A 24,722-nucleotide genomic window follows, 5' to 3' on the forward strand; every position below is an offset into this window, starting at 1 on the left:
GCCGTCGCGCTCAGTCGCGAACGGCGCACGCGAAGCCACGCTCATCCACACACGACAAGCTCGATGCCGCGCAATGCAAGCGCGCTTGCGAATGCATTGTCGGGTCGGCGCTCGGTCACCAGGTAACGCGCGTTCTCGCTACTGACCCGCACTGGCAGCACGCAGCCGAATTTCGACAGATCGGCGACGATCACCGCCGCCGCCGCCGCCGCGATCATTCGGCTGCGCACTTCGGCAGTGAGCCGCGAAGGGTCGGTCAGCATGCCGTCCTGCGTAATGCCGCCCGCGCCGACGAACGCAAAGTCGACATGGTATTGCGCGAGCTGCTGGATGGTATCGATGCCGAACGTCGCGTCTTCGTCTGCGGACAATTCGCCGCCGAGGAGCGTCACGCGGTTGCCGTTGCGGCGGCCGAGGATGCTGGCAATGCGCCAGTCGTTTGTATAGACGACGAGCCGATGCCGATCGGCGAGCGCGGCCGCGACCGCATGCACGGTGCTTTCCGAGTCGAGCAGCACCGACGCGCCGTCGGGCACGAACTCCGCCGCGCGCCGCCCGATCGCCCGCTTGGCGTCGGCATGCGCCGCATCGCGTGCAGCGGCGCCCGATTCGCGCGGCTCGGCCGCCAGCGCGCCGCCGTGCGTCATGATCACGAGGCCCCGCGCGGCGAGCGCGTTCAGATCGCGGCGAACAGTCTCGCGCGACACGTTGAGCGCACGCACGAGCTGTGCGACGGACAGCGCGCCTGTTCGAGCGAGTTCGTTCAGAATATAGCGATGACGTTGTTCAATCAGCATGACATGCGGTGCGGCGTGGCCGGGCATCGAATGGGCGATGGTCGGATAAGGATGGCGGGCCATTTTAGAACGGCCTGCCGATACGCCGCGCGCGCCCATGTCGCGTTCCGCGGCCATGCCGAAATTCAGAATTTCGAGACAGCGGGCAATCGCGCCGGCCGCCACCGGCGGCGGATTGCTACACTCGCGGCTTGGCCGCAGGCCGACCGCATAACTGACCAGAGGTATATCGATGTATCGCAAAGGCGTCGTTCTCGAAATCCAATTTCCGCCGCAGCGGCTCAACGATGCTGCGGGCGATCCGTACTGGATCGATCTGACGCTCGACGAGGCGCGCCGCCTGCACCGGCAACTCAGCGCGCGCTTTGCCAGCGACGAAGCCGCAAGCGCGAATCAGCCGCTCGACACGTTCTCGATCGACTGATTCGCCGCCACGCCGCATCGGCGATATCGTCGATATCCGCGAGCACTGCAGGTTTCGACAAGACAGCCGCACGGCCGCGCCCGATACTGGGCGCTTCGCCGCCACAGCGAGCGTATCCGCTCCGTTTCGCATGCCCGTCTCCGTTACCGCCGCCGCGTTCGTCGCGCTTTGGTCCACCGGCTTCATCGTCGCCCGCGCGATCAAGCCTTACGCCGATCCCAATCTGTATCTGCTCGCCCGCTTCGCGGGCACGGCGCTCGTCTACGCGTGCGTCGCGCGGGCCGTGCGCGCGCCGTGGCCCGCCGCACGCGAATGGGGACGCCATCTGCTGGCGGGCGCGCTGTTGCAAGGCATTTATCTCGGCGCGAGCTATTGGGCCGTCGCACAAGGGCTCAACGCCGGCGTGATGGCGCTGCTCGGCGCGCTGCAGCCGCTTGCCAGCGCCGCGCTCGCCGCGCCGCTGTTCAACGAGCGGCTGCCCGCGCGCGGCTGGGCCGGCATGGCGCTCGGCGTCGCAGGCGTCGCGCTCGTGCTCGCGCCAAAGCTGCACGCCGCGCCGACGGCCGCCGGCGGCGCCCCGGCCTGGGCCGTCGTCACGATCGCGATCGCGGCGGTCGCATCGATCACTGCCGGCTCGCTCTATCAGAAAAGCTCGCTGTCGCAGACCGATCTGCGCACCGCCGTTGCCGTTCAGAATCTTGGCGCGGCGCTCGTCGCGGGCACGGCGGCGCTCGCGCTCGGCGAAACCCGTTGGCACGGCGCGCCCGCGCTATGGCTTTCGCTCGCGTGGGGCATCGCGATGCTGTCCGGCGTCGCCGTGATGCTGCTGATGGCGATGCTGCGCCACGGCGAAGCGGCGCACGCGACCTCGCTGCTGTTTCTCGCGCCGCCGCTCGCCGCGCTGCAAGGCTACGCACTTTTTGGCGAAACGCTTGTGCCCGCGCAGATCGCCGGATTCGCCCTCGCGCTCGCGGGCGTCACGCTTGCCCGGCGGCGCGGCTGAATCTGCAATACCGAACTGAAAGCCGAAAGCGCAAACCGCCGCGCTCGCGCCCTTCGCCACGTTCGTCACCGAGGCAATCCAGCATGCGTTCGCCGAACATCAGACGAGCAGGCGGAATACGCGCCGTCTCCTGGGAGCCCGAACAAAATGAGCGAATGAAGCCGTTGGCCCCAATCGCATGCTGTTCGCCTCCTGTTCATCGCTTCGCCGACGGGACATAACCCGTCCGTTTCGAAAAGACCCGCCAAACCGTCACGCGCATGCCGGCGCGGCCGCGCCGCTTTTGGACTTCCACCGATCCGGCCAGCACGCGTTGCGCGCCGTCCGCGACTCATTCGTCGAAATTGCCGCCTGCCGCATTTGCCGGCGGCAATTTCAACCCATGACGTTTGCGTGGGTCAGGCACGCTGGCCGCCTACAGCGAATCGCACATCACCGAGATACGCCGGCCGCAATATACTTACTGTGCGCGGCAACCGTTCGAACAATCGTCGCGTAGCACGCACACCCGGCGCACATGAACGCGCCTCGTTCGTCGAATTCGATACGAGGCGGCGACGGCGCAAATCATCCGGTCACGATACGGCTCGACATACCGCGAAACCGGATCGGCACATACGCGCGTCACCACGGCGGCCCTCAGTCAGCGATACCTCGGAATTGCCCATGCAAATCGATTCGACCACCGTTCTCACGGTATTTCCACTGTATCTCGCGAGCGTGGTGATTCCCGGCCCGAATTTTGTCGCGGTCGCGCACAAGGCGGTGTCCGCGAGCCGGCGCGATGCGCTCGCGCTGGTTGGCGGCATCGTGCTCGTCAATCTGTTCTGGGCGTCCTGTGCGATTCTCGGCGTGGGCATCGTATTCGCCGCGTTTCCCTGGCTCGCGCTCGCGATCAAGATCGCGGGGGCCGCGTATCTGATCGGGTTCGGGCTGCGCCTGATCCGGCACGCCAAAGCAGCGGCGCTCAATCGCGACCCGGCTGCCGCGCGCATCGCCGGCGTCCGCTTCCGCGACGCGTTCGCGCAGGGCCTGATGACCAATCTGACGAATCCGAAATCGATCGCCTTCTATGCCGCCGTATTTGCGTCGGCCGTGCCTGCGCACGTCGGTTGGCCGACTTTCGCGGCAATGCTCGCGATGATCGCGTCGGTCTCCGCAAGCTGGTATGGCTTCGTGGCGCTCGCCCTGTCGCAGGCCGACGTCTCGGCGGCCTACCGCCGCAGCCGCGCAGTCGTCGACCGGCTCTGCGGCGGCTTGATCGTCGCACTCGGCGTGCGGCAGTTGCTGCGCTGAGCGCCCGCGGCCCGCGCGATCGCCAGGCGCGCGCGATCACGCATGACGGGTGCGGCGGGCGACGCGTGATGCGTCGTGCCGCCGCCCGCGGTGCGGGTTATTCGTTATTACTCGCGTCGTCTGCGCTCGCGCCGCCGGCATTGCCGGAACGCTCTACGGCACCCGCGCCACCGGTGCCACCGGCATGGCGTGCGCTCGCGTCGTCCGCGCCCGCCGCATGCCCGGCTTCACCGCCCGCGCCCGCGCTGCCCGCTCCGCCGGAATATGCACTGCCGCTCGCGCTGCCCGCCGCACCCGGCTGCCCCGATGCGCCAGCCGCTCCGGCCTCGGCCAGCGTCGCGCGCACGAGCGCGGCGCTCGTCCATTTGACGACATCCATGAACTGCCGGAAATCGAGCCCCCAGAAGTCCTTCAGCACGACCATCGCCTCGGTGCCGTAAAGCAGCGACAACGATTGCGCAAGCCGCGCGGCAGCCGCCGGCTCGACACCCGCCTGCAGCACAGGCTCGACCGCGAGCGACAGCAGCCGCTTACGATTGCCGCGCCGGTACTTCGGCTCGTCCTGCGCGCGCCGCGCACGCTCGTTCGCCCACTGCTGCAACGCGACCTGCAACGCCGCGCGCAACGCACCCTCGTGCTGGTCCATCCGCGGATAGGCGAAGTCGAGCAGTTCATGCACGCGCGTCTCGGCCGACGACGACGTCGGCTGCCATTGCAGCACCGGCCCGAGCACCTCGTCGACGACCGTACTGACCAGCGCCGCCTGTGACGGAAAATAGCGATAAGCCGTCGCACGCGACACGCCGGCGGCATTCGCCAGCTCGGTCACCGACGGAAACCAGCCCTGGTCGAGCATCGACATCGCGGTTTGCAACAGCAAATCGTGGGTTTGCGCACGGGCTTCGGATAGCATCTCTGACGCGGGCGCGGCCGGCATCGGCTCGGCCTCCGCAGACTCGGGTGTATTTGTCATAGTCACTTATCAACAACGGATGAGACGGTTGTCTCATATGTGTTAAAGTTCTGCCTCATTGATTCGCGTTGGATCGTGCGACAGACGAACTTGGCGAAGGAGACCAGATGGTAACCCACCGTAAGCTGATCTACGTTGCGGCGACCGTTGACACAAAGGGCGCGGAAGCGCATTTCGTCAAATCGCGGATCGCCGAGGCCGGGCTGGCCGCGCAAGTGGTCGACCTGTCCACGCGCGGTTTGCCTGGGCTCGCGGCCGACGTCAGCGCCGAAACGGTCGCCGCGCACCATCCTGACGGCGCGGCCGCCGTATTCTGCGGCGACCGCGGCGGGGCGATCGCGGCGATGGCCGTCGCGTTCGAGCGCTATATTGCAAGCCGCGATGACGTGGCCGCGCTGATCGGCATCGGCGGCTCGGGCGGCACGGCGCTCATCGCGCCGGCATTGCAGGCGCTGCCGGTCGGCGTGCCGAAGCTGATGATCTCGACGATGGCCTCGGGCGACGTGTCGCAATACGTCGGCGCATCCGATATCGCGATGCTTTATTCGGTGACGGACGTCGCCGGGCTGAACCGGATCTCGCGGCAGGTGCTCGCGAACGGGGCGCACATGATCGCGGGCGCGGTGCGCGACTTGCAGCCGCCGTCGGCCGATCTGAAGCCCGCCGTCGGCCTGACGATGTTCGGCGTGACAACGCCGTGCATCCAAGCGGTGACGGCGCAGCTCGACGCGCGCTTCGACTGCCTCGTATTCCACGCGACCGGCAGCGGGGGCCGCTCGATGGAGAAGCTCGCGGACAGCCGCCTGCTCGATGGCGTGCTCGATCTGACGACGACCGAAGTCTGCGATCTGCTGATGGGCGGCATCCTCGCATGCGGCGAAGATCGCTTCGACGCGATCGCGCGCAGCCAGGTGCCATATGTGGGCGCGTGCGGCGCGCTCGACATGGTGAACTTCGCGCGCATCGAAACCGTGCCGCCCCGCTATGCGGACCGCCTGCTGTACCGGCACAACCCGCAGATCACGCTGATGCGCACGACGCCCGACGAAAACCGCCGCATCGGCGAGTGGATCGGCACGAAGCTCAACGCATGCGACGGGCCGGTGCGCTTTCTGATCCCCGAGGGCGGAGTATCGGCGCTCGACGCGCCGGGCCAGCCGTTCTGGCACCCGGAGGCCGACGCCGCGCTGTTCGCCGCGCTCGAGGCAACCGTGAAGCAGACCGGGCAGCGCCGCCTGGTGCGCGTGCCCGCGCACATCAACGATCCGCTGTTCGCGGCGGCCGCCGTCGAGCATTTTCTGTCGATCTACCCAGCCACCGCCGCACACCGGAATTAACGATGAAGAAACTGACACGCGCCGAGATTCTCGACAAACTGCGAGCGGCGATCGCCCGCGGCGAACCGATCATCGGCGGCGGCGCGGGGACGGGATTGTCCGCGAAATGCGAGGAAGCCGGCGGCATCGACCTGATTGTGATCTACAACTCGGGCCGCTACCGGATGGCCGGACGCGGCTCGCTCGCGGGGCTGCTCGCCTACGGCAACGCGAACGAGATCGTCGTCGACATGGCGCGCGAAGTGCTGCCCGTCGTGCGCTCGACGCCCGTGATCGCGGGCGTGAACGGCACCGATCCGTTCTGCAATTTCGATGCGTTTCTCGACGAGTTGGCCCGGCTCGGCTTCGCGGGCGTGCAGAACTTCCCGACCGTCGGGCTCATCGACGGCAATTTCCGCGCGAATCTCGAGGAAACCGGGATGGGCTACGCGCTCGAAGTCGACATGATCCGCCTCGCGCATCAGAAAGGGCTGCTGACGACGCCCTACGTGTTCAGCGAGGCCGATGCGATTGCGATGACCGAGGCAGGCGCAGACATCGTCGTCGCGCACATGGGCTTGACGACGGGCGGCAGCATCGGCGCGGCCACCGCGCGCACGCTCGCCGATTGCGCGCCGCTCGTGCGGCGCTGGGCGGACGCGGCGAAATCCGTACGCGACGACGTGATCGTGCTGTGCCACGGCGGCCCGATCGCGACGCCCGACGATGCCGCGTACATTCTGCGCGAGTGCCCGCAATGCCACGGTTTCTACGGCGCAAGCTCGATGGAGCGCCTGCCCGCCGAAACCGCGTTGACCGAGATGACCAAACGCTTCAAGCTGATCGACCGGCGCGCCAAATCATGACGCGCAACCGCTTACGAGGAGCTGACCGATCATGAGCCATACCGCTTTTGCCAGCAGCGTCATCGATGCGCCGATCGAGCGCGTCTGGGCATTTTTTCGCGATTTCAACGGATTGCAGTCGTTTCACCCGGCCGTCGTCGAGAGCCGGCTCGAACCGGGCCCCGACGCCTATACGGTGGGCGCGATCCGATATTTGACGCTGTCGAACGGCTATGTCCGCGAAAAGCTGTTGAAGCTCGACGAGCCGAATTACACGCTCGAGTATTCGATCCTCGACACGTCACTGCCGATGCGCAATTACGTCGCCGGCGTGCAGCTCGTGACGGTCACGGATTCCGGCAAGACCTTCGGGCAATGGTGGGCGGACTTCACGGCCGAAGGCGCCGATCTGGCGGCGGTCGCGGCATCGGTCAGCCAGCATGTGTTCGCGGCGGGCTTTCACGCGCTCGCCGAGCGGCTGCGCGCGCAATGACGGCGCGCTGACGCATCGATGTACTGAATTTGGCGGCTGTTTTTCGACCGTCAAAACGGCTTCTCAGGTTCTGGCAGAGTGGCCCTCGGATAAACGCCGGAACCTTTTTAGGCCGACCGTCTACGGTCGGCCTCTTTCTATGCCCGGCCCGCGCCGCTCACCGTGGCGCGGGCGTCCTTTTTTGCCATGCGCTCATGCACGATCGCGCTTTTTCGCCTGCAGCGCGCGAATCCGCGCGACAGCGCCCGTGTCTCGCACCGTGGAGTCGTACATCTGCGCGAGATCGTGCTTGAGCGCGGTGCGCGAGCCGCCGTCCAGATAAACCATATGCCCTGACGGATAGAAGCGCGCCGACAGGTTCTGCCGCACTTTCGGATCGTCGAGCGGCATCTGCTGCAAATCGAGCACCGTCTGGTAGAACGGCGTGACGAAATCGTAGAAACCGTTCGCCGACAGCACCTTCAGATCGACATTGAGCGCCATTACCGCGGCAAGGTCGCCCGCCGTGTACAGAATCACATTGCCCTTGTCGTCCACGCCCTGTTGCGCGCCGGTCGGATCGATGTGGCCGAAGTCCCAGTACTTGAACGCCTGATCGTTCAGATCGGTGAACGACGAATTCGACGTGTACTTCAACTGCTCGTTCAGATACGTATTCCACATCGCCGTATAGACGCCCGAAACCGCCGTCATCGTCGGATCGTTGCCGCCGGAGTTCGGGTCGATCTTCCCCGCGATGCCGGTCTCGATCGCCGTCACGCGGCCGTCATAGGCGCCGAGCGCGAGGCCGCGCAGCTTGAGCAGCGTGGTCAGGAACAGCGAATTGCCGCGCGCATCGTAGCTCGCAATATCGAGGCTCCACGACAGCAGCGTCGTCGTATCGATGCCGGTATAGTCGGACAGCTTCTTGACGAGTGCCGCGTCGGTCTGGGGAAACTTGCGCAACGCGTCGAGATAGTCGGTGCGGGCGAACTGGGCAACCTCCTCGGCAAACGCGCCGAGATCGGCCGGCGTCGGCGCGACGCCAAGCCGCTTGTGATACCACGCGTCGGCCGCCGCGGTCGGCAGCACGCCGACCGGATTGCCCGCCTGCCGGTAGTCGAGAATCGACGATTGCAACGTGATTCCGTTCAAATCGACGCCATCCTCGTGCAGCTTGTACGCGAGCACGCAGCTTCGCGCGGTGCCATACGATTCGCCGAACAGGAATTTCGGCGAATTCCAGCGGTTGTTCTTCGTCAGATAGCGCTTGATGAATTGCTTCAGCGAGTTCGCGTCCTGATCGACGCCCCAAAAATCACGGTTCTTGTAAGGCGCGATCGCCGCCGAATAGCCCGTGCCGACCGGATTGACGAACACCAGGTCGCTCTTGTCCAGCAGGCTGTCCGGATTGTCCTCCATCTGGTACGGCGCGGGCGGTGTGAAACCCGGCATCGACGTCCTGATGCGCCGCGGCGCGAACGAGCCGAGCAACACGAACACCGACGACGAGCCCGGCCCGCCGTTATAAAAAAACGTGACCGGCCGCTCCTCCTCCTTCGCGCCGTCCTGCGTGAATGCCACGTAAAAAAGCTTCGCGTTGGGCTGCGAGCTGCTCGGATCGACGGTCACCAGATGGCCGGCCGTCGCCGTATAAGCGATCGAACGCCCGCCTATCTTCGCGGTGTGGTGCGTGAGCGCGGCGGCCTCGGTGGTGTCCGTCACCGAGTCGTCGGGGCCGTTGCCATAGGCGAGCGGATCGAACAGCGGCTGGTCGCGGCCGGCCGACGCGGCAGCCCTCGACGCGAAAGCCGGCATGGATCTGTGCGGCTCATGATGCCCCGCTTCGTCGGAGGAAATCGAATCGATGCTCATCGTGCTTGCTCCTTCGGATTTCTATTAGGTGGTGCATGAACGAATCGTCAATCGTGCCAAACCGGTATTGCCTGCCGCCGCCCGTCCCGCCGGCACTGGCAAGACAAGCGGCGCCGCGGGCGCGCGCGGCGCCCGCCACGGCCAGGCCTCTCAGCTTCGGCCCGGCTCTCCCATTCCGGCGGCCTCCGGCCGCCGTCGAACCATCTCGATATTCAATCGGGCTGCCAAACATGCGCATGGCGCGCCGTTCTCATCAGCTCGTTGCACTGCCCTTGAGGGCCGCCGCAACCTTCACGCCGTCCGGGCTGCCGAGCCCCGTGCACGCATCCCAGCCGGCCGAAGCCGCATACGCGCCGTTATTGCCGGTGGTGATATCGCGCAACGCGGTGGCATTGCGGTACAGCTTCGGGTTGATCCAGCCCGCCGCGCCCCCCGAGGCCGCGTTGATCCGCGCAATCAGCGCGGCCCATAGCGGCGCAACCGCGCTCGTTCCGCCGATCACCGTCGACGTGCCGTCGATCGACACCTCGTAGCCCGTCGTCGGCGACGCGTCGCCCGCAACGTCGGGCACGCCGCGCTTGGCGAGCGGTGTCGCGCTGCCGTCCTGCGCAAGCGTCGCGCTCAGGCCCTGTTGCCATTCAGGCAGGTCGAACACGTCGCTGACCCCGCCGCCCGTCGCGCCGCCGCCCACCGCATCGTCGTTCCAAACGGTCTCGCCGGCGATGCCCTGCCCCGGCTGAGCGTCCAGATGCGTGCCGCCGCAAGCCAGCACATAAGGGCTCGACGCGGGAAAATCGACGTGGTTCGTCCCATCCTGCACGCCGTCGCTCGAACCGTTGTCGCCGGCTGCCGCGCACACGGTCACGCCGAGCGCCGCGGCCGACTGCAGCACGCGGTTGAACGCCTGTAGCGATTGCGACGTCCATGCGCTTTCCGGGCCGCCCCAGCTGATCGATACGATCGATGGCTTGTTGGCCGTGTCGTGCACCGCCTGATTGACCGCTTGAATGAAGCCCGCGTCGCTGTTCGGCGCGAAATAGATTGCAAGCGTCGCGCCGGGCGCGATCGCCCCCGCCACTTCGATGTCGAGCGACACCTCGCCGTCCGGCCCGCTCGGCTCGCCCGTCGGCGCATTGCGGCCGCCGTTGACGCTCACGTCGACGAGCTTCGGCTGCGACGCGAGCCCCAGGCCCCGGAAATACCGTTGTATATCGGCCGCCCGGTAGCCGCCGCCGAGTTCGATGATCGCGATGCATTGGCCCGCGCCGTCGCCCGGAGGAAAATCGTAGAGCGTCGCGAGTTGCAGCGGCGTAAACGACGTCGCGGCGGCCGCGCGCGCGGGCTTGAAAGCCGGGGTCGGCCGCAGCCGGAAATGCGGCCGGGCTTGCGGGCGATTGTCCAGGCCGAGCACGGCAGTCACGTCATCGTGCAAATCGTCCGGCAGCGCGATATCGCCGGTGCGTCCGCGATACTGGCCCGCGCTATGGTGCTCGAAGCGTTGCAGCTTCACGCCGAACGCCGCCTCGAACTGCGCAATCGTGCCGGACAGCACGACGAGACTCTCGGCCGGATCGACCCGGACAACCGTGAGCTGATGCTTCTGCGCGAATATCTCAATTTTCCGGATAGCGTCTGGATGCGCGCTGAAGCGCTGCGCAAATGCCTCGCGCGACATGGGCTTCGCGTTCGGATCCCCGCTCGCCAGGCCTTTTAGCAAAGCATCGAGATGCTGTTCTTCCTGTCGCCGCAACATCACCATCACCTGAATCGTCTCGGCCGGATCGCACGGGCCGACGCAGGTGGATTCGGAGACGATCGGGGGTTCGTTGCCTGCATGAAGGTGCCTTGCCATATTCGGATTCTCCAGAAGCCATAAACGGGGCTGCCTTCATCGGACCCCGGCAAGCACGCGCAGTTCCTCCGTGCGCAATGTCGGACGGCGCACAAACGCCGTGGGCAGGGCCATGCGACAGTACGGTATCCGAAGTGTAAAGCAGGCGCGACAGTCCTGCGCCGGGGCCAACCGCCTTATCCAGGCCGGCCGCGAAAGTCAGTCGATCGACAGCCTCAGTGCAAAGGCGAGCAGCACGGCCGAGAACGTCCAGCGCTGCGCGGTCTGCGCGAGCGGATGAGCGCGCAGCCACCGGGCGATGCGTGCCGCACCCGCCACGCATGCGAGATCGAAGCCGACGCCCGCGAGCACGAGCACGGTGCCGAGCACGGCCATCTGTGCCAATGCCGGCGCGCCGTCCGGCTGGACGAATTGCGGCAGCAGCACCGAGCAGAACAGGAGCGCCTTCGGATTGAGCAGATTGGTGAGGAGTCCTTTGGCGAACGTCTGCCGCAGCGGCGACGCGGGCGGCCGCGCGCCGTCGTCGGTCAACGCGAACGCCGGCGAACGCACGATCTGCACGGCGACGTATCCGAGATACAGCGCGCCGCCGTAACGCACGGTCTCGTAGAGCCACGGCGCATGCTTGAGCAGCGCGGCAACGCCGCACGCGGACAGCGTCACGTGCACGGCGCGCGCGAGCCCGAGCCCCGCGGCGGCGGCCATGCCGTGCCGTGCGCCGCGGGCGATTCCCGTTTGCAGGACGAACGCCATATCAGGCCCGGGAACCGCATAGATGGCGACGACGGTTGCCAGATAAGCAGTCAACACGTGCGTGGAAATCATGGTCGAGCCCCAGTTTGGAAAAGGCTCCATGATGCCCTCGTTCGAAGAGGGCTTATTGGCTAATTTCCCAGGATTGCCCGCCAATTTTATTGGAATACACTATCAAAAACTTAATTTTTAGAGTAATCCACCAATGACGATTGATCTCGATAAAACCGACCGCGCCATCCTCTCCGCCGTGCAGATCGACGGCCGCATCCCGGTCGCGCGGCTCGCCGATTCGGTGGGACTGAGCGAAACGCCATGCGCGCGCCGCCTGAAGCGGCTCGAAAGCGACGGCTACATCGAACGCTATCGCGCGCAGCTGTCGCGCAACGCGCTCGGCTTCGGCGTCATCGCGTTCGTACTGCTGCGCTGCTCGGTTCACGACAAAAACATCGCGAATCACTTCGAGCGCGAGGTGCTCGGCATTCCGCGCATCCTGTCCTGCCATAACGTGTCGGGCTCCGCCGATTACCTGCTGCAAGTCGTCGCGCACGATCTCGACGATTACGGCACGTTCCTGCGCGAGACGCTGCGCGTGCTGCCGGGCGTCACGTCGATCGAGTCGGCGCTGTCGCTACGCGAAGTCAAGCGCGAGGCGGAATTGCCGATTCCCTGACCCACCGTGCGCCCGTTCGTTCGCCCGGCACGCGCGCGACGCACAAAGGCGGCCCTGGCACGCGATCAGATGAGAACGTAGCTGCCGAACAAGCGAAGCAGCCGGACGCGCACACTGCGGCCGCATGCATGCCCGTCGCCGCCGGGCTGACGGCCGGCTTGCGTTCGGGTTGCGTTCTTGTTTCATTCGACTTGCAATAGCCACGCAATACGCGACAAGGCGGGCACGCCCGCGGCGCGACGACGGCTGCTCGCGGCACGCTTTGTGACGTTCCACTATGATGGGTGCCCGTTCCCATTCCGATGGACCTCACGATGACCGAAGCCGAACCGATCCGCGTCGACCACTTCGTTGCCCATTCGCCTACCCGGGTATGGGCGGCGCTCACCGAACCGGCAACCTTCGCGCGCTGGTGGGCCGCGGGCGACGTGAGCCCCGTCGTCGGCCATCGTTTCACGCTCGACATGGGTTCGTGGGGACGACAGCATTGCGAGGTGACGGCGGTCGAGCCCGGACGCTTATTCGCGATCGTGTTCGCACAAAACGTGCTCGACACGACGATCTCGTGGCGTCTCGAGCCCGAGCGCGACGGCACACGCGTATTCCTCGAGCATGCCGGTTTCAATCTCGACACCCAGCCAGGCAAAACCGCCTATGAAGGCATGAAACGCGGCTGGCCGACCGTGCTCGCCCGCATCGAGCAGGCGATCACGACATGACGGGCGCTGTCATCGAATTGCCCAATTGTCATCAAACTGCCTGATCGGCGCCGCTAGCATCGAACGGTTTTCTCGTAGAGGACCGTTATGAACCGCCCCCTGTTCGCCCCCGCCACGGAAGAACGCACCGATCGCACCCGGCATCTGGGCCTCGCGCTGCTCGTGGCGCTGCTTGCAAGTGGCGCCGCTTACGTACTCGTCCATCTGCTCGCGGATCTCCCGCCTATCGGCGGGCATTCGATCTTCCCGTATCTGCTGCTCGGCATCGCGCTTGCGATCGCGCTCGGTTTCGAGTTCGTCAACGGCTTCCACGACACCGCCAACGCGGTGGCGACCGTGATCTACACGCATTCGCTCACGCCGAACGTCGCGGTCATCTGGTCCGGCATCTGGAATTTTCTCGGCGTGATGGCCTCGACGGGCGCAGTCGCGTTCGGCATTCTGCAACTGCTGCCCGTCGAGTTGATTCTGCAGGTCGGCCACGGCGCGGGATTCGCGATGGTGTTCGCGCTACTGATCGCGGCAATCGTATGGAATCTCGCGACCTGGTACTTCGGGTTGCCGTCGTCCAGCTCGCACACGCTGATCGGCTCGATCATCGGCGTCGGGCTCGCGAATCAATTGATGCACGGCGCGTCGGGCACGAGCGGCGTCGATTGGGCGCAGGCGATGGGCGTCGGCAAATCGCTGTTGTTCTCGCCCATCGTCGGTTTCCTGTGCGCGGGACTCCTGCTCGTCGTGCTCAAGGCGCTGGTGCGCGTGCCCGCGCTCTATAGCGAGCCGAAGAATAACGAGCCGCCGCCGTTCTGGGTCCGCTGCCTGCTGATCCTGACCTGCACCGGCGTATCGTTCGCGCACGGCTCGAACGACGGCCAGAAAGGCATGGGGCTCATCATGCTGATCCTGATCGGCACGGTGCCCACTGCCTATGCGCTCAACAAGGCAGTCACGGCCGGCGAGTCGCAGACGTTCATCGCGGTCGCGCATCAAGCGTCGGCGACGCTCGCGCGTTATGCCGGCGACGCGCCGCCGTCGGCCGAGCCGCGTCGCGATGTCGAGGCCTACGTGCAGTCGCGCCGCCTCAACGCCGCCACGCTGCCGGCGGTTCGTCAGTTGTCCGATTCGCTCGCGCAAGAAGTCGGCGCGACCGGCTCGATCGCAGCGCTTCCCGGCGGAGAAGCGGACAACGTGCGCAACACGATGTACCTTGTGTCGGAAGCGCTGCGGCTGATGAAAAAGACGCAGCAACCGGTGTTCTCGCCGCAAGACGCACGTGCGCTCGATAACTACCGCGCACAACTCGATCACGCAACCAAGTTCATTCCGACCTGGGTCAAGGTTGCCGTGGCGATCGCGCTCGGCCTCGGCACGATGGTCGGCTGGCGACGCATCGTCGTGACAGTGGGCGAAAAGATCGGCAAACAGCATTTGACTTACGGGCAAGGCGCATCCGCCGAAGTCGTCGCCATGCTGACGATCGGTGCGGCCGACGCATACGGGCTGCCGGTGTCGACTACGCATGTGCTGTCGTCGGGCGTCGCCGGCACGATGGCCGCGAACGGCTCGGGGCTGCAATGGGCTACGGTGCGCAGCCTCATTCTGGCGTGGGTGCTGACGCTGCCTGCATCGATCGTGCTCGCGGGCGCCCTTTACTGGTGCTTTCATTCGCTTACCTGAGCGAATTACCGCGCAAGACTCGGAGCGCGCCGGCCCGCATGCATCGCTAGACTCGCTGCATCCTGATTCGATGATGCAGCGAGGAAACGCCGATGAACCCGATAGCCGCACCGCACGAGCCCACCGCTACACGCATGCACGGCCCGGCGCAAACGCCGGGCGCAGCAGCGCTCACACAGCGCATCGAGTCGCTCGCATGGCTGGCAATCGAACAGGATCTCGATCGGGACGGCCATGCGATCGTTCATCGGCTGCTCACACGCCGCGCATGCGAAGCGCTCGCCGCACTCTATGCGCGCGATGCGCTGTTCCGCAGCACCGTGACGATGGCGCGCCACGGTTTCGGGCGCGGTGAATATCGATACTTCGACTATCCGCTGCCCCATGCGATCCACGCGCTGCGCACCGCGCTCTATGCGCATCTCGCGCCGATCGCGAATCGCTGGAACGCATCGATGCACATCGATACACGCTTTCCGGCCGAGCATGCCGCGTTCGTCGCACGCTGCCATGCCGCGGGACAATTACGCCCGACGCCGCTGATCCTTCGTTATCGCGAAGGCGACTACAACTGCCTGCATCAGGATCTGTACGGCGAGCACGTGTTTGCGCTGCAAGCGACGATTCTGTTATCGCAGCCGGGCATCGATTTCACGGGCGGTGAATTCGTCATCACCGAACAGCGGCCCCGCATGCAATCACGCGCCAACGTGGTCACGCTCGCCCAGGGCGATGCGGTCATCTTCGCCGTCCGTCATCGCCCCGCGCAAGGTACGCGCGGCCCATACCGGGCCCAATTACGGCATGGCGTAAGCCGGCTGCACAGCGGTCAGCGGCACGCGCTCGGCATTCTTTTTCACGACGCATGCTGAGCCTGCCGCCGGACAGGCACGCAATGCAAACACAGATGATTGCGCGCGCATCGAATGCGCGCCGCCATTTGTCAGAGCAATACACTCTGTTACAGACGGCCGCTGAATATGTTGGGCACCACTCCGTTCCCGAATTTACTCGAAAAAGATCGCGCAAGAAGAATTCTCTATTCGGTACTCTTTGCGGCAGTCACAGTCGATAGCGCGCACCATGGCCACAAGCCCTGACGTCCCGCTACGTCGCGCGAAATCCGCCATCCGTGACTTGCAACCTGGGTACATCATGCGCAACTTTTTCGATCTAGTCGGGCAAGCGGCACGCCGCACCCCCGGCGCCGAGGCGCTAGTCGTCGACGACATGCGGCTCACCTATCAAGCGCTCGCCGTGCAGAGCCTGTCGTTCGCCGCGCGCCTGCAAAGGCTCGAAATCGCCCCCGGCGAACGGCTCGCGATCTTTCTCGACAAGCGCGTCGAAGCAGTCGTCGCGATGCTCGGCGCGGCCGCCGCCGGGATCGTGTTCGTGCCGATCAACCCGTTGCTCAAGCCGGATCAGGTCGGCCATATCCTTGCCGATTGCGGCGCGCGCGGCATCGTGACGTCGGCGGTGCGCGCGCGGATTCTCGGCGACGCCATGCTGGCCAACATTCCGTATATCATCCTAACTGATCTGCCGGAGCGATCTGCCGTGCCATTCGGCGCCCGCCTGGCATGGGAGCAAACGCACGCGCACGAGCATTCGAATAATTACGATCCGGGTTGCGCCGACACGATCGACACCGACCTCGCCGCGCTCCTCTATACGTCCGGCTCGACCGGGCGCCCCAAAGGCGTGATGCTGAGCCATCGCAACCTGCTCGAAGGCGCGTGGAGCGTCGCACACTACCTGCGCCATACGGCGGAAGACCGCATTCTCGGGGCGCTGCCGCTCAGCTTCGATGCGGGCTTGAGCCAGCTCACAACCGCATGGGTCGCCGGCGCGACTTCGGTGCTCGTCAATTATCTGATGCCGAAAGACGTCGTCGACATCTGCCAACGCGAAAAGATCACCGGCTTCGCGGGCGTGCCGCCGCTCTGGATTCAGCTCGCACGCGCGACGTGGCCCGATGAAGCGCGCGCGCACCTGCGCTACTTCGCGAACACGGGCGGCCATATGCCGCAACGCGTGCTGGATGCGCTGCGCAAATTGTTTCCGCAAGCTTCGCCGTATCTGATGTACGGTCTGACCGAGGCATTCCGCTCAACCTATCTGGACCCCACCGAAATCGATCGCCGTCCCGGCTCGATCGGCAAGGCCGTACCCAATGCGCGGATTCTCGTCGTGCGAAACGACGGCACGCCCTGCGCGCCGAATGAGGTTGGCGAACTCGTGCACGTCGGCGCATGCGTGACGCTCGGCTACTGGAACGATCCCGCGCGCACCGCGCAGCGCTATCGCCCGTCGCCGGAAGCGAAGCCGGGCTGCACGGCGCGCGAAACCGCGGTGTGGTCGGGCGATCTCGTGCGCCGCGACGACGACGGCTTTCTCTACTTCGTCGCCCGCAACGACATGCAAATCAAAAGCTCGGGCTACCGGATCAGTCCGGACGAAATCGAGGACGTCGCACACGCAAGCGGCCTCGTTGCCGAAGCCGTCGCGCTTGGCGTGCCGCACGACGAACTGGGCGAAGCGATCATGCTCGTGGTCGTGCCGCTGACGGATAGCGCATTCTCGGCCGACGCGCTGCACGCGTGGTGCGCGAAACAACTGCCGCCGTATATGGTGCCGCATACGATCGTCACGCGCGCGTCGCTGCCGCGCAATCCGAACGGGAAATTCGATCGCGTCGCACTCTGCGACGATGCGGCAAATCTGCTCGAAACCCTATGACGGCACGCCAACCCGCGCCGCTGCAATACCGGCGCCGCGCCGGTTCACCTGCCGGCTTCGCCTCGCACCGGCCTCAGGCTGCCGCCGACCGCTCGCAATAGGCAAGCAGCCTGGCGACGACGTCCGGCACGTCGTGCTCGATCGCCGGCCCGTGCATCGGCAGAACGATCTCGATATCGAGCGCTTGAAGCTTGCGTAGCGCAGCCGCGAAATACTGCATCGACGGCAGGTAGCCGGCACGCTCGATCGACGCAACGATGCCATCGACAGGATCGTCGCCTGTGGCGGCAACCGGACCAAAACGCATGAACAAATCCGACGACAGCAGCGCTTTGTAGCGTGGCAGATAGACGACGAGCGCATCCCACTGATGCACATGCTTGACGTAGACCGGCACGACCTCGGTGCCGGACAGCGTAACGCATTCGCCATCCTTGAGCGGCTTAGCCCGCACGCCGAAGATGTCGGCAAGCGCGTGCGTGCAAATCGGATGGCCATGCGCGGTCAGCTTCGGATTGGCGGCGGCAAAATCGGGAAGCGCTCCCATTTCGTCGACCTCGAAATGCGGCACCACGACGTCGCCGATTTGCGCAGGCGCGACGCCGATGCGCGCCAGGCTCTCGACGAGGCCGGGGAAATCGCCTCGCGTCCCTGTTTCGACGCACAACACGCTGCCATCGGGCGCTTTCACGAAGAATTGGCTGAACGCCAGCTTCAACTTCTCGACATAAGTGCTCGCCCGGTATAAACCCGGCCGGATTTCGACAATCGACGATGTGCTCACTGCGTGATTCCTCTGTGCTGTTCGTACTGGCGAATGGCGCGGGCCGCCTGCTCCTTGAAGCAAGCATTATAGGCAGCCATCAACTCGGCATTATCGTAGAGGAAGGCTACGTCAGTCGGCACCATGCCCCGGATCGCGATCAACGGAACGGGACATTGCAGTGGCCGAAAACCGGGGTTCCAGAGGCCCCGCTCGTCGCACTCCGGATAGAACTGGCCCAGCATCAGCCGGCGCGCGACGAAAAGCGGCTTCAATGCGCGCTGAACGTCCTCGATCACGTTGGCCGCACGGTCAAGCGCGACGGGAACGATCAAACGGCAACGATAAATATCCGCCGCTTCGCCGGTTCGCTCGATGTCCACCAAATGTTCTTTTATTTCCGCCTCGAATTCAGCCACCGATCGGGCACGGCTTATTGCAAACCGAAATGCATTTTTTCGAATGGCGGCGCGCGTGTAGGGGCACACATCGCCTGAGCGGCCCACGGAGGAATTTGGCGCGCATAAAAAATCCTCGATCCAACGCGTAATTGGAACCAGTTCCGTCCGTACGCGGGCTTCTTCAAACGAAAGCATGTCGAAACCGGCTGCACAATTTCCCACGGCTCTGCCCCACAAACAATGAATAATTGGGTTGATTACACAAATTAACGAATTTACCCATTCCGGCGACAACGGATCTGCATTTACATCGCGGACACTGCGTTCTTACGATGACAGTGCAGCGTGGAATCGTTGCAAAAGCGAAACGGATTTCGTCCAATATTGCACCCGATCCACGTCCGGCACTGTCCGTTACCCCACCTATGCACAGCTACATGGCTTTTATTTTTGAGATAGATCATTTCGACTCATGAAAAACAGCCTGGGTAGCAAAACAAAAATATTTATCGCCCATTCAAACGAATGGCGATTAATCAGCGCAAGCCCTTGCAAACACGATTATGTTTGATATTATCTACAGACAATATAAATACTACCGCGCTACCCGATTATCACTGGTTACGCGCCCCAAATTCGGCACACGATATTTTCATAAATTTCGATTTCCAATAAACAGGGGCATCCAAATTGAGCAGGATTCTGCAACGCGAATATCGAACAGACGCGAGCGACGGCGCAGGTTCGTCGTCGAGAAAAAGCATCGGCCCGCCTACCCTGTCCATTGCGATACCGGAATCACGGGACATTCGCTCGCTGACCGAAAGTTTCTCGCAAGCCGCATTACAGATAGGCTATCGGCATCATGCGATCGTCGAGCTATCTGATGCGCTGCGCCCCGCCTTGATCCACATCATTGCCCTGCAGTATCCGTCCGCATGGATCGAACATTACAGTCGCAACGATTATGTCAATATCGATCCGGTTCACCAGGCGGCATTTCGATACAGCACGCCATTTGCGTGGAGCGACCTGGCAACGTCGAATTCGCGTGAACAGCATGTGCTTATCGAAGCGGAAGACGCCGGTCTCGACAACGGCATCAGTATTCCGCTGCATCAACCGCACGGACGTGTGCTGCTGATCAGCCTATGCGGCGCCGCGCCGACTCACGACGCCGACTCAAAATGGCGTAACGCCTATTTGCTTAGCATGCAATTTCATTTGCAATTCCAAAGCATGCGCATGCGCAGCCCGATTCCGCCTTCGGTGCATCTGACGGATCGCGAGCAGTTATGCCTGACTTGGGTTGCGCGCGGTAAATCGTCATGGGTTATCGCCAATATGCTCGATATCTCAAAATACACAGTCGATTTCCATATCGAAAATGCGATGGCGAAGCTAAATACGCGCAGCCGTACATTCGCTGCGGTCAAGGCGACTCGTCAGGGCCTGATTTTTCCCTGAGTCCGGTCAGGCTTCATTGCCGGTTGCGCATCGGCCCGATGCGCAACCGGCGCCCCCTGCGCCACGCCGATCATTCCTTCGAACACGCCCTCGCGCCATGTCCTCCATCCTCGCCGGCCGGTTTGCCGAGTTGCCGCCGCACATCCGAACCGATCTCGGCGCCTACCGCTACGACGTTTTCGTTCGCAGGCTCGGCTGGACGATCGCGGGCCACCGCAAGGACGATCGGACCGAATGGGACCGGTTCGATAGACCGTCGACCGTTCATGTCGTCGCGCTGGACGACGCGCGCAACATATGCGGTTGCGCGCGCCTGCTGCCCACCACCGGCCCTTATCTGCTTCGCGACGCATTTCCGTATTTGCTCGGTCCGGCACGCGCCCCGCGATCGCCGACCGTCTGGGAAATATCGCGTTTCGCTGCGTCATACCGGCCCGGTCGCTCGGCGGTGCGCGAACCGCACGGCAGGAATTTCCTCGCGTCGGTGCTTGCGGTGGCCGATTCGCTCGGCGCAACGCAGGTGATCGGCGTGATGTCGCCGTCGATCGCGCGACTGTACCGTCACTGGGGGCTCGCGCTGCAATGCCTGGCCAATGCGACAAGCGCAACGGACGGCCGGATCCTCGCATGCGCAATCGATTTGCAACATCGAGCACAGAACGCGTCATCGGATATCGTGCACCGTGCCGGCAGCGGCCTGCCGGCGCCTCTATCAGCGACACAGGGTGCGCACTAAATCGACGCACCGGCGTGCCCGCCACAGCTTGCGCCGCAGGCGTCTTTCAACCGCAACGCCGAGCCGCGAAGCCGGGGCGGAGCATTGGCGGCGAACATTGCGCTCATGTCCCGCCATTCGAATCGAAACCCAATTGGCATGCGTGACAAGCACCATTGACCGGGTTTCATTTTTGCATCTATGATGCGCAATAAACCATCAATCAATGTAACATTGATTGATGGTTTATTTTAAATGGCCGATCGACCTAACCGGAACGTCTTCATCCATGTCCGAATTCTCCCGTACCGCTGGCGCGTGGCTCGCCCGGCCGCTCACACTGCCGAACGGCACCACGTTCAGAAACCGCCTGGCGAAATCGGCGCTTAGCGAAGCCCTGTGCGGCCGCGACGGACGCGTGAGCCCGCAGTTGATCGAGCTGTACCGGCGTTGGTCAGAATCCGGCGCGGCGCTGCTGATCACCGGCAACGTGATGATCGACCGCAATGCGCTCGGCGAGCCGGGCAACCTCGTGCTCGAGGACGAGCGCGATCTGCCGCGCCTGCGCGAATGGGCCGCCGCCGGCAAGTCGGGCGGCAGCGAGTTCTGGATGCAGCTCAACCATCCGGGCAAGCAGGCGCTGCGCGGGCTCAACGTGGAAACGGTCGCGCCGTCCGCGATCGGCTTCGGACCGAAGCTCGCGCCGTACTTCCTGGTACCGCGCGCGCTGACGCATGAAGAAATCGAAACGCTGATTCAACGCTATGCGACAGCCGCCGCGATCGCGCAAAAAGCCGGCTTCACCGGCGTGCAATTGCATGGCGCGCACGGCTATCTGATCAACCAGTTCCTGTCGCCGCACCATAACCAGCGCGACGACCACTGGGGCGGCAGTGCCGAGAAACGCCGCCGCTTCGTGCTGGCGGTGTACGAAGCAGTGCGCAGCCGCGTCGGTGCGGATTTCCCGATCGGCATCAAGCTCAACTCCGCGGATTTTCAGCGCGGCGGCTTCACCGAAGAAGAATCGCTAGATGCAATCCGCGCGCTTGCGCAAGCCGGCATCGATTTGATCGAGATTTCCGGCGGCACCTACGAAGAACCCGTGATGCAGCGCGGGCACCGTAGCGCGTCGACGGCCGCACGCGAAGCGTATTTTCTCGAGTTTGCCGAGAAAGTGCGCGCTGAAATCCAGGTGCCGCTGATGGTCACCGGCGGGTTTCGCAGTCTGGCCGGCATGGAAGCGCCGTTGCGCGACGGCGCGCTTGACATGATCGGCCTCGGCCGCATTCTCGCAATCGAGCCGGATGCGCCGGCGCGCCTGCTGCGCGGCGAGCAAACCCGCCATCAGATCAAACCGCTCAGCACCGGCGTCCGGTATTTCGACAACCTCGGTTCGCTCGAAGTCACTTGGTACACGCGGCAGCTTCATCGGCTCGGCAACGGCCGCAACCCGATTCCCAACGAGAACGCGCTGAAATCGTTCCTGCTCGATCTGTCGTCGAAAGGCTTCGCAATTTTCAAAGCACGGCGCCTGCGTGCTTCGTCATCCGAAGCATCTGCCGCACGCGCGCCTTCGGGAACACCGATCATGACCAGCCGATCGCACGACGCACATTGAGCCGCGCAAGCCGATTCTTCTTTCGGCAACGTTCATGTGCACGCCCCAGGTTGCGATGGCGGCCGTTGCCCACCACCGTCCCGAAGCGGCAGGCAACGGCCCGCAGATGCGGAACCGCCAGTGAGCCAGTGAAAGTGCCGATGCAGGCAATCCCGCTCATATCGTTCTCGAACTTCGTCGGCCCATAGCGCGCACGCTTACCCAACGCGCGGCTGCATCGCGGATTTTCCGAATCGATGCGCTGCAACCGGTATCCGCATAGCCATGACGTGGCGAAAGCGCGGGCCGAACGCGACAGCCGCTCACTCCGGCGTGCTGTCGCCCACCAGATGCGCGTCCTTCAAATCCTCGAGAAATGCCTGCACGATCGGATCGCGCCGGTTGCGCCGCTGCGTGACCACATGAAACGTCACGTCGTAGCGCAGCACGGCGGGATTGAGCGCCTTGAGCAATCCCTGCTTCACATAGGGCGCCGCGAAATGCTGCGGCAAATAACCCAGATGATGGCCTGACAAAATCAGCAGCGCGACTGCCTCCATATTGTCGGCCTGCGCGGTGACTTTCGACGGTGTTGTCGACAGTTCCACTTCCGGCAGCGGATAAGTGCGCCACGCCCACTCGAAATCCGCGACGCCGGACGGGTCGATCCGCCCGGCGCGCCGGAATAACGGATGCCCCCGCCCGCAATAAGCCACCTGCCGCTCGATGAAGAGCGGCGTGTATTCGAGCGTCGGTACGCGATGCCAGAAATAGCCAACCGCGATCTGCACGTTGCCGCTCAGCAAACGTTCTTCCAGCTCGCCGGGCGGCCTGACCGAAATCACGAAACGCACAGCTTCGTCGCGCCGCCTGAACCGCGCGATCGCATCGCTGATCCGCGCGTTCTGGCTAACCGGCGTGTGACCGATCAGCCCCACCGACAGCGTGCCGACGAGCGTCTTGTCCATATGCCGCGCCTCGCTGCTGAACGCATCGACGGCTTCATAGAGCTTCTTCGCGAGCGCGTAGAAGCGCTCGCCCTTGGTCGTTAGACGAAATCCGCCGCGGCCGCGCTCGCACAGACGAAAACCGACGCGCGTCTCGAGTGTCGAGAGTTGGGTGCTGATCGTCGGCTGGCTGACGTTCAACGTCGATTGCGCGACGCTCACACCGCCCGCATCCGCCACCGCGATGAATACCCGAATCAAACGCAGATCCAGATCCGTCAGGTTGCCGAACATATTTCCTCCGCGATGCTCGTCGGCGATACATACGAAATTATCAATGTGAACGTTGAATCATTGTCATTCAAATTTGCATTTTGGCGGCGTACAACCCCATCTGCCGCACTCGTTGAATGATACGGCGCAACCAATACAGGTAAAAAATGATCTCGGATCACGACTATCCTCAGCCGCAAAGCGGCAACGCGATGCCCCGCTTCGGCGGCATCGCGACGATGATGCGGCTGCCGCAGGCTGCCGGCGCGGCGGGGCTCGACGCGTGCTTCGTCGGCGTGCCGTTCGACCTCGGCACATCGAATCGGACTGGCGCGCGCTTCGGCCCCCGTCAGATTCGCGCCGAATCCGTGCTGCTGCGCCCATATAACATGGCAACGCGCGCCGCGCCGTTCGATTCGCTGCGCGTTGCCGATATCGGCGATGTCGCGACCAACCCGTACAACCTCGCCGATTCGATCGCGCGCATCGAAACTGCTTACGACGCGATCATCACGCACGGGTGCCGCCCGATCACGCTCGGCGGCGATCACACCATCACGCTGCCGATCCTGCGCGCGCTGCGCCGCCGCTACGGCCGGCTCGGCCTCATTCACGTGGACGCGCACGCGGACGTCAACGACACGATGTTCGGAGAAAAGATCGCTCACGGCACGCCGTTTCGCCGCGCGGTCGAGGAAGGATTGCTCGATGGCGAACGCGTCGTACAAATCGGCCTGCGCGGCACCGGCTACGCCGCGGAAGATTTCGACTGGTGCAGCCAGCAAGGTTTTCGCGTCGTGCAGGCCGACGCATGCTGGAACCGCTCGCTCGCGCCGCTGATGGACGAAGTCCGCGCGCGTCTGCGCAGCGGCCCGGTGTATCTAAGCTTCGACATCGACGGCATCGATCCCGCTTACGCGCCCGGCACCGGCACGCCCGAAATCGCCGGGCTGACGGTTGCGCAAGGTCTCGAGATCGTTCGCGGCGCGTGGGGCCTCGACATCGTCGGCGCCGATCTCGTCGAAGTCGCGCCGCCTTACGACCCGTTCGGCACCACTGCGCTGCTCGGCGCGAATCTCGCCTACGAGATGCTGTGCGTGCTGCCCGGCGTCAAGCGCCGGAATTGATCGAGCACGGCACGACGC

24 protein-coding genes are annotated in these 24,722 nt (G+C 64.3%); 15 read left to right on the forward strand and 9 right to left on the reverse strand.

Features of this window, described 5'->3' with window-relative positions; genetic code table 11:
* Positions 1-41 precede the first annotated feature (41 nt).
* Positions 42-797, reverse strand: a complete 756-nt coding sequence (locus BSIN_RS04720) for a DeoR/GlpR family DNA-binding transcription regulator (RefSeq protein WP_059520318.1) — start codon at positions 795-797, stop codon at positions 42-44.
* A 232-nt stretch (positions 798-1,029) separates the two neighbouring features.
* Here BSIN_RS04720 and BSIN_RS04725 point away from each other — a divergent pair, with 232 nt between their 5' ends.
* The 3 genes from BSIN_RS04725 (at position 1,030) to BSIN_RS04735 (ending at position 3,520) form a co-directional block, all read left to right on the forward strand.
* On the forward strand, positions 1,030-1,221 hold the full coding sequence (locus BSIN_RS04725) for a hypothetical protein (protein ID WP_059520185.1): 192 nt from the start codon (positions 1,030-1,032) through the stop codon (positions 1,219-1,221).
* Between the two features lie 130 nt (positions 1,222-1,351).
* A complete protein-coding gene (locus BSIN_RS04730; protein WP_089339652.1) occupies positions 1,352-2,224 on the forward strand; it encodes a DMT family transporter in 873 nt (290 codons plus the stop codon).
* Between the two features lie 666 nt (positions 2,225-2,890).
* Positions 2,891-3,520: a LysE family translocator gene (locus tag BSIN_RS04735; protein WP_089339653.1), complete on the forward strand. Its 630-nt coding sequence runs from the start codon at positions 2,891-2,893 to the stop codon at positions 3,518-3,520.
* Positions 3,521-3,617: 97 nt separating this feature from the next.
* On the opposite strand, the gene BSIN_RS04740 is transcribed toward BSIN_RS04735, so the two are convergent.
* Positions 3,618-4,457: a TetR/AcrR family transcriptional regulator gene (locus BSIN_RS04740; RefSeq protein WP_089339706.1), complete on the reverse strand. Its 840-nt coding sequence runs from the start codon at positions 4,455-4,457 to the stop codon at positions 3,618-3,620.
* 143 nt (positions 4,458-4,600) lie between these two features.
* On the opposite strand from BSIN_RS04740, the gene BSIN_RS04745 reads away from it, so the two are divergent.
* Genes BSIN_RS04745 through BSIN_RS04755 form a run of 3 tightly spaced genes read left to right on the forward strand, consistent with a single transcriptional unit; the run spans position 4,601 to position 7,147 of the window.
* Entirely contained in the window at positions 4,601-5,830 is a 1,230-nt protein-coding gene (locus BSIN_RS04745; protein ID WP_089339654.1) for a Tm-1-like ATP-binding domain-containing protein, read from the forward strand.
* Positions 5,831-5,832: 2 nt separating this feature from the next.
* The gene (locus BSIN_RS04750; protein WP_069236062.1) at positions 5,833-6,675 is read left to right on the forward strand and encodes a phosphoenolpyruvate hydrolase family protein; all 843 of its coding nucleotides are present in this window, start codon (positions 5,833-5,835) and stop codon (positions 6,673-6,675) included.
* A gap of 31 nt (positions 6,676-6,706) precedes the next feature.
* The gene (locus tag BSIN_RS04755) at positions 6,707-7,147 is read left to right on the forward strand and encodes an SRPBCC family protein (RefSeq protein ID WP_059520180.1); all 441 of its coding nucleotides are present in this window, start codon (positions 6,707-6,709) and stop codon (positions 7,145-7,147) included.
* Positions 7,148-7,339: 192 nt separating this feature from the next.
* Here the strand turns inward: BSIN_RS04755 and BSIN_RS04760 are convergent, their stop codons facing one another.
* The 3 genes from BSIN_RS04760 to BSIN_RS04770 form a co-directional block, all read right to left on the reverse strand.
* Positions 7,340-9,001 (reverse strand): S10 family peptidase, encoded by a 1,662-nt coding sequence (locus BSIN_RS04760; RefSeq protein WP_440244757.1) that lies wholly within the window; start codon positions 8,999-9,001, stop codon positions 7,340-7,342.
* 253 nt (positions 9,002-9,254) lie between these two features.
* Positions 9,255-10,853, reverse strand: coding sequence for a S53 family peptidase (locus BSIN_RS04765; RefSeq protein WP_089339655.1), 1,599 nt, complete (start codon positions 10,851-10,853; stop codon positions 9,255-9,257).
* Between the two features lie 198 nt (positions 10,854-11,051).
* Positions 11,052-11,678, reverse strand: a complete 627-nt coding sequence (locus tag BSIN_RS04770; RefSeq protein ID WP_089339656.1) for a LysE family translocator — start codon at positions 11,676-11,678, stop codon at positions 11,052-11,054.
* 133 nt (positions 11,679-11,811) lie between these two features.
* Here BSIN_RS04770 and BSIN_RS04775 point away from each other — a divergent pair, with 133 nt between their 5' ends.
* The 5 genes from BSIN_RS04775 (at position 11,812) to BSIN_RS04795 (ending at position 17,414) form a co-directional block, all read left to right on the forward strand.
* Positions 11,812-12,279, forward strand: a complete 468-nt coding sequence (locus BSIN_RS04775; RefSeq protein ID WP_059520176.1) for an Lrp/AsnC family transcriptional regulator — start codon at positions 11,812-11,814, stop codon at positions 12,277-12,279.
* Positions 12,280-12,593: 314 nt separating this feature from the next.
* Positions 12,594-12,998 (forward strand): SRPBCC family protein, encoded by a 405-nt coding sequence (locus BSIN_RS04780; RefSeq protein WP_089339707.1) that lies wholly within the window; start codon positions 12,594-12,596, stop codon positions 12,996-12,998.
* 87 nt (positions 12,999-13,085) lie between these two features.
* The gene (locus BSIN_RS04785) at positions 13,086-14,675 is read left to right on the forward strand and encodes an inorganic phosphate transporter (RefSeq protein WP_089339657.1); all 1,590 of its coding nucleotides are present in this window, start codon (positions 13,086-13,088) and stop codon (positions 14,673-14,675) included.
* 134 nt (positions 14,676-14,809) lie between these two features.
* Complete coding sequence (locus BSIN_RS04790; protein WP_256583620.1) at positions 14,810-15,547, forward strand: 2OG-Fe(II) oxygenase; 738 nt, start codon at positions 14,810-14,812, stop codon at positions 15,545-15,547.
* A gap of 283 nt (positions 15,548-15,830) precedes the next feature.
* On the forward strand, positions 15,831-17,414 hold the full coding sequence (locus BSIN_RS04795) for an acyl-CoA ligase (AMP-forming), exosortase A system-associated (RefSeq protein WP_089339659.1): 1,584 nt from the start codon (positions 15,831-15,833) through the stop codon (positions 17,412-17,414).
* 73 nt (positions 17,415-17,487) lie between these two features.
* Here BSIN_RS04795 and BSIN_RS04800 read toward each other — a convergent pair whose 3' ends face one another.
* Positions 17,488-18,198 carry an oxygen-binding di-iron domain-containing protein gene (locus BSIN_RS04800; protein WP_089339660.1) on the reverse strand — a complete coding sequence of 237 codons (711 nt, stop codon included), beginning with the start codon at positions 18,196-18,198 and terminating at the stop codon, positions 17,488-17,490.
* A complete protein-coding gene (locus BSIN_RS04805; protein ID WP_125910527.1) occupies positions 18,195-18,773 on the reverse strand; it encodes a DUF6875 domain-containing protein in 579 nt (192 codons plus the stop codon). Before BSIN_RS04805 ends, BSIN_RS04800 begins: the two co-directional genes overlap by 4 nt.
* 495 nt (positions 18,774-19,268) lie before the next feature.
* Here BSIN_RS04805 and BSIN_RS04810 point away from each other — a divergent pair, with 495 nt between their 5' ends.
* The 3 genes from BSIN_RS04810 to BSIN_RS04820 all read left to right on the forward strand — a co-directional run bounded on the left by BSIN_RS04810 (position 19,269) and on the right by BSIN_RS04820 (position 22,378).
* Positions 19,269-20,045 (forward strand): LuxR family transcriptional regulator, encoded by a 777-nt coding sequence (locus BSIN_RS04810; protein ID WP_305883045.1) that lies wholly within the window; start codon positions 19,269-19,271, stop codon positions 20,043-20,045.
* A gap of 97 nt (positions 20,046-20,142) precedes the next feature.
* Positions 20,143-20,781: an acyl-homoserine-lactone synthase gene (locus BSIN_RS04815; protein WP_089339662.1), complete on the forward strand. Its 639-nt coding sequence runs from the start codon at positions 20,143-20,145 to the stop codon at positions 20,779-20,781.
* A 268-nt stretch (positions 20,782-21,049) separates the two neighbouring features.
* Complete coding sequence (locus tag BSIN_RS04820; RefSeq protein ID WP_089339663.1) at positions 21,050-22,378, forward strand: NADH:flavin oxidoreductase/NADH oxidase family protein; 1,329 nt, start codon at positions 21,050-21,052, stop codon at positions 22,376-22,378.
* Here BSIN_RS04820 and BSIN_RS04825 read toward each other — a convergent pair.
* Positions 22,347-22,625, reverse strand: a complete 279-nt coding sequence (locus tag BSIN_RS04825) for a hypothetical protein (RefSeq protein WP_089339664.1) — start codon at positions 22,623-22,625, stop codon at positions 22,347-22,349. The genes BSIN_RS04820 and BSIN_RS04825 overlap by 32 nt on opposite strands.
* Positions 22,626-22,680: 55 nt before the next feature.
* Positions 22,681-23,598 carry a LysR family transcriptional regulator gene (locus BSIN_RS04830; RefSeq protein ID WP_089339665.1) on the reverse strand — a complete coding sequence of 306 codons (918 nt, stop codon included), beginning with the start codon at positions 23,596-23,598 and terminating at the stop codon, positions 22,681-22,683.
* A gap of 146 nt (positions 23,599-23,744) precedes the next feature.
* Between BSIN_RS04830 and speB the strand changes: the two genes are divergently transcribed.
* Positions 23,745-24,704 carry an agmatinase gene (speB, locus tag BSIN_RS04835; RefSeq protein ID WP_369828131.1) on the forward strand — a complete coding sequence of 320 codons (960 nt, stop codon included), beginning with the start codon at positions 23,745-23,747 and terminating at the stop codon, positions 24,702-24,704.
* Positions 24,705-24,722 lie beyond the last annotated feature (18 nt).

Origin of the sequence: Burkholderia singularis (genome assembly GCF_900176645.1) — a bacterium.
GTDB lineage: Bacteria > Pseudomonadota > Gammaproteobacteria > Burkholderiales > Burkholderiaceae > Burkholderia > Burkholderia singularis.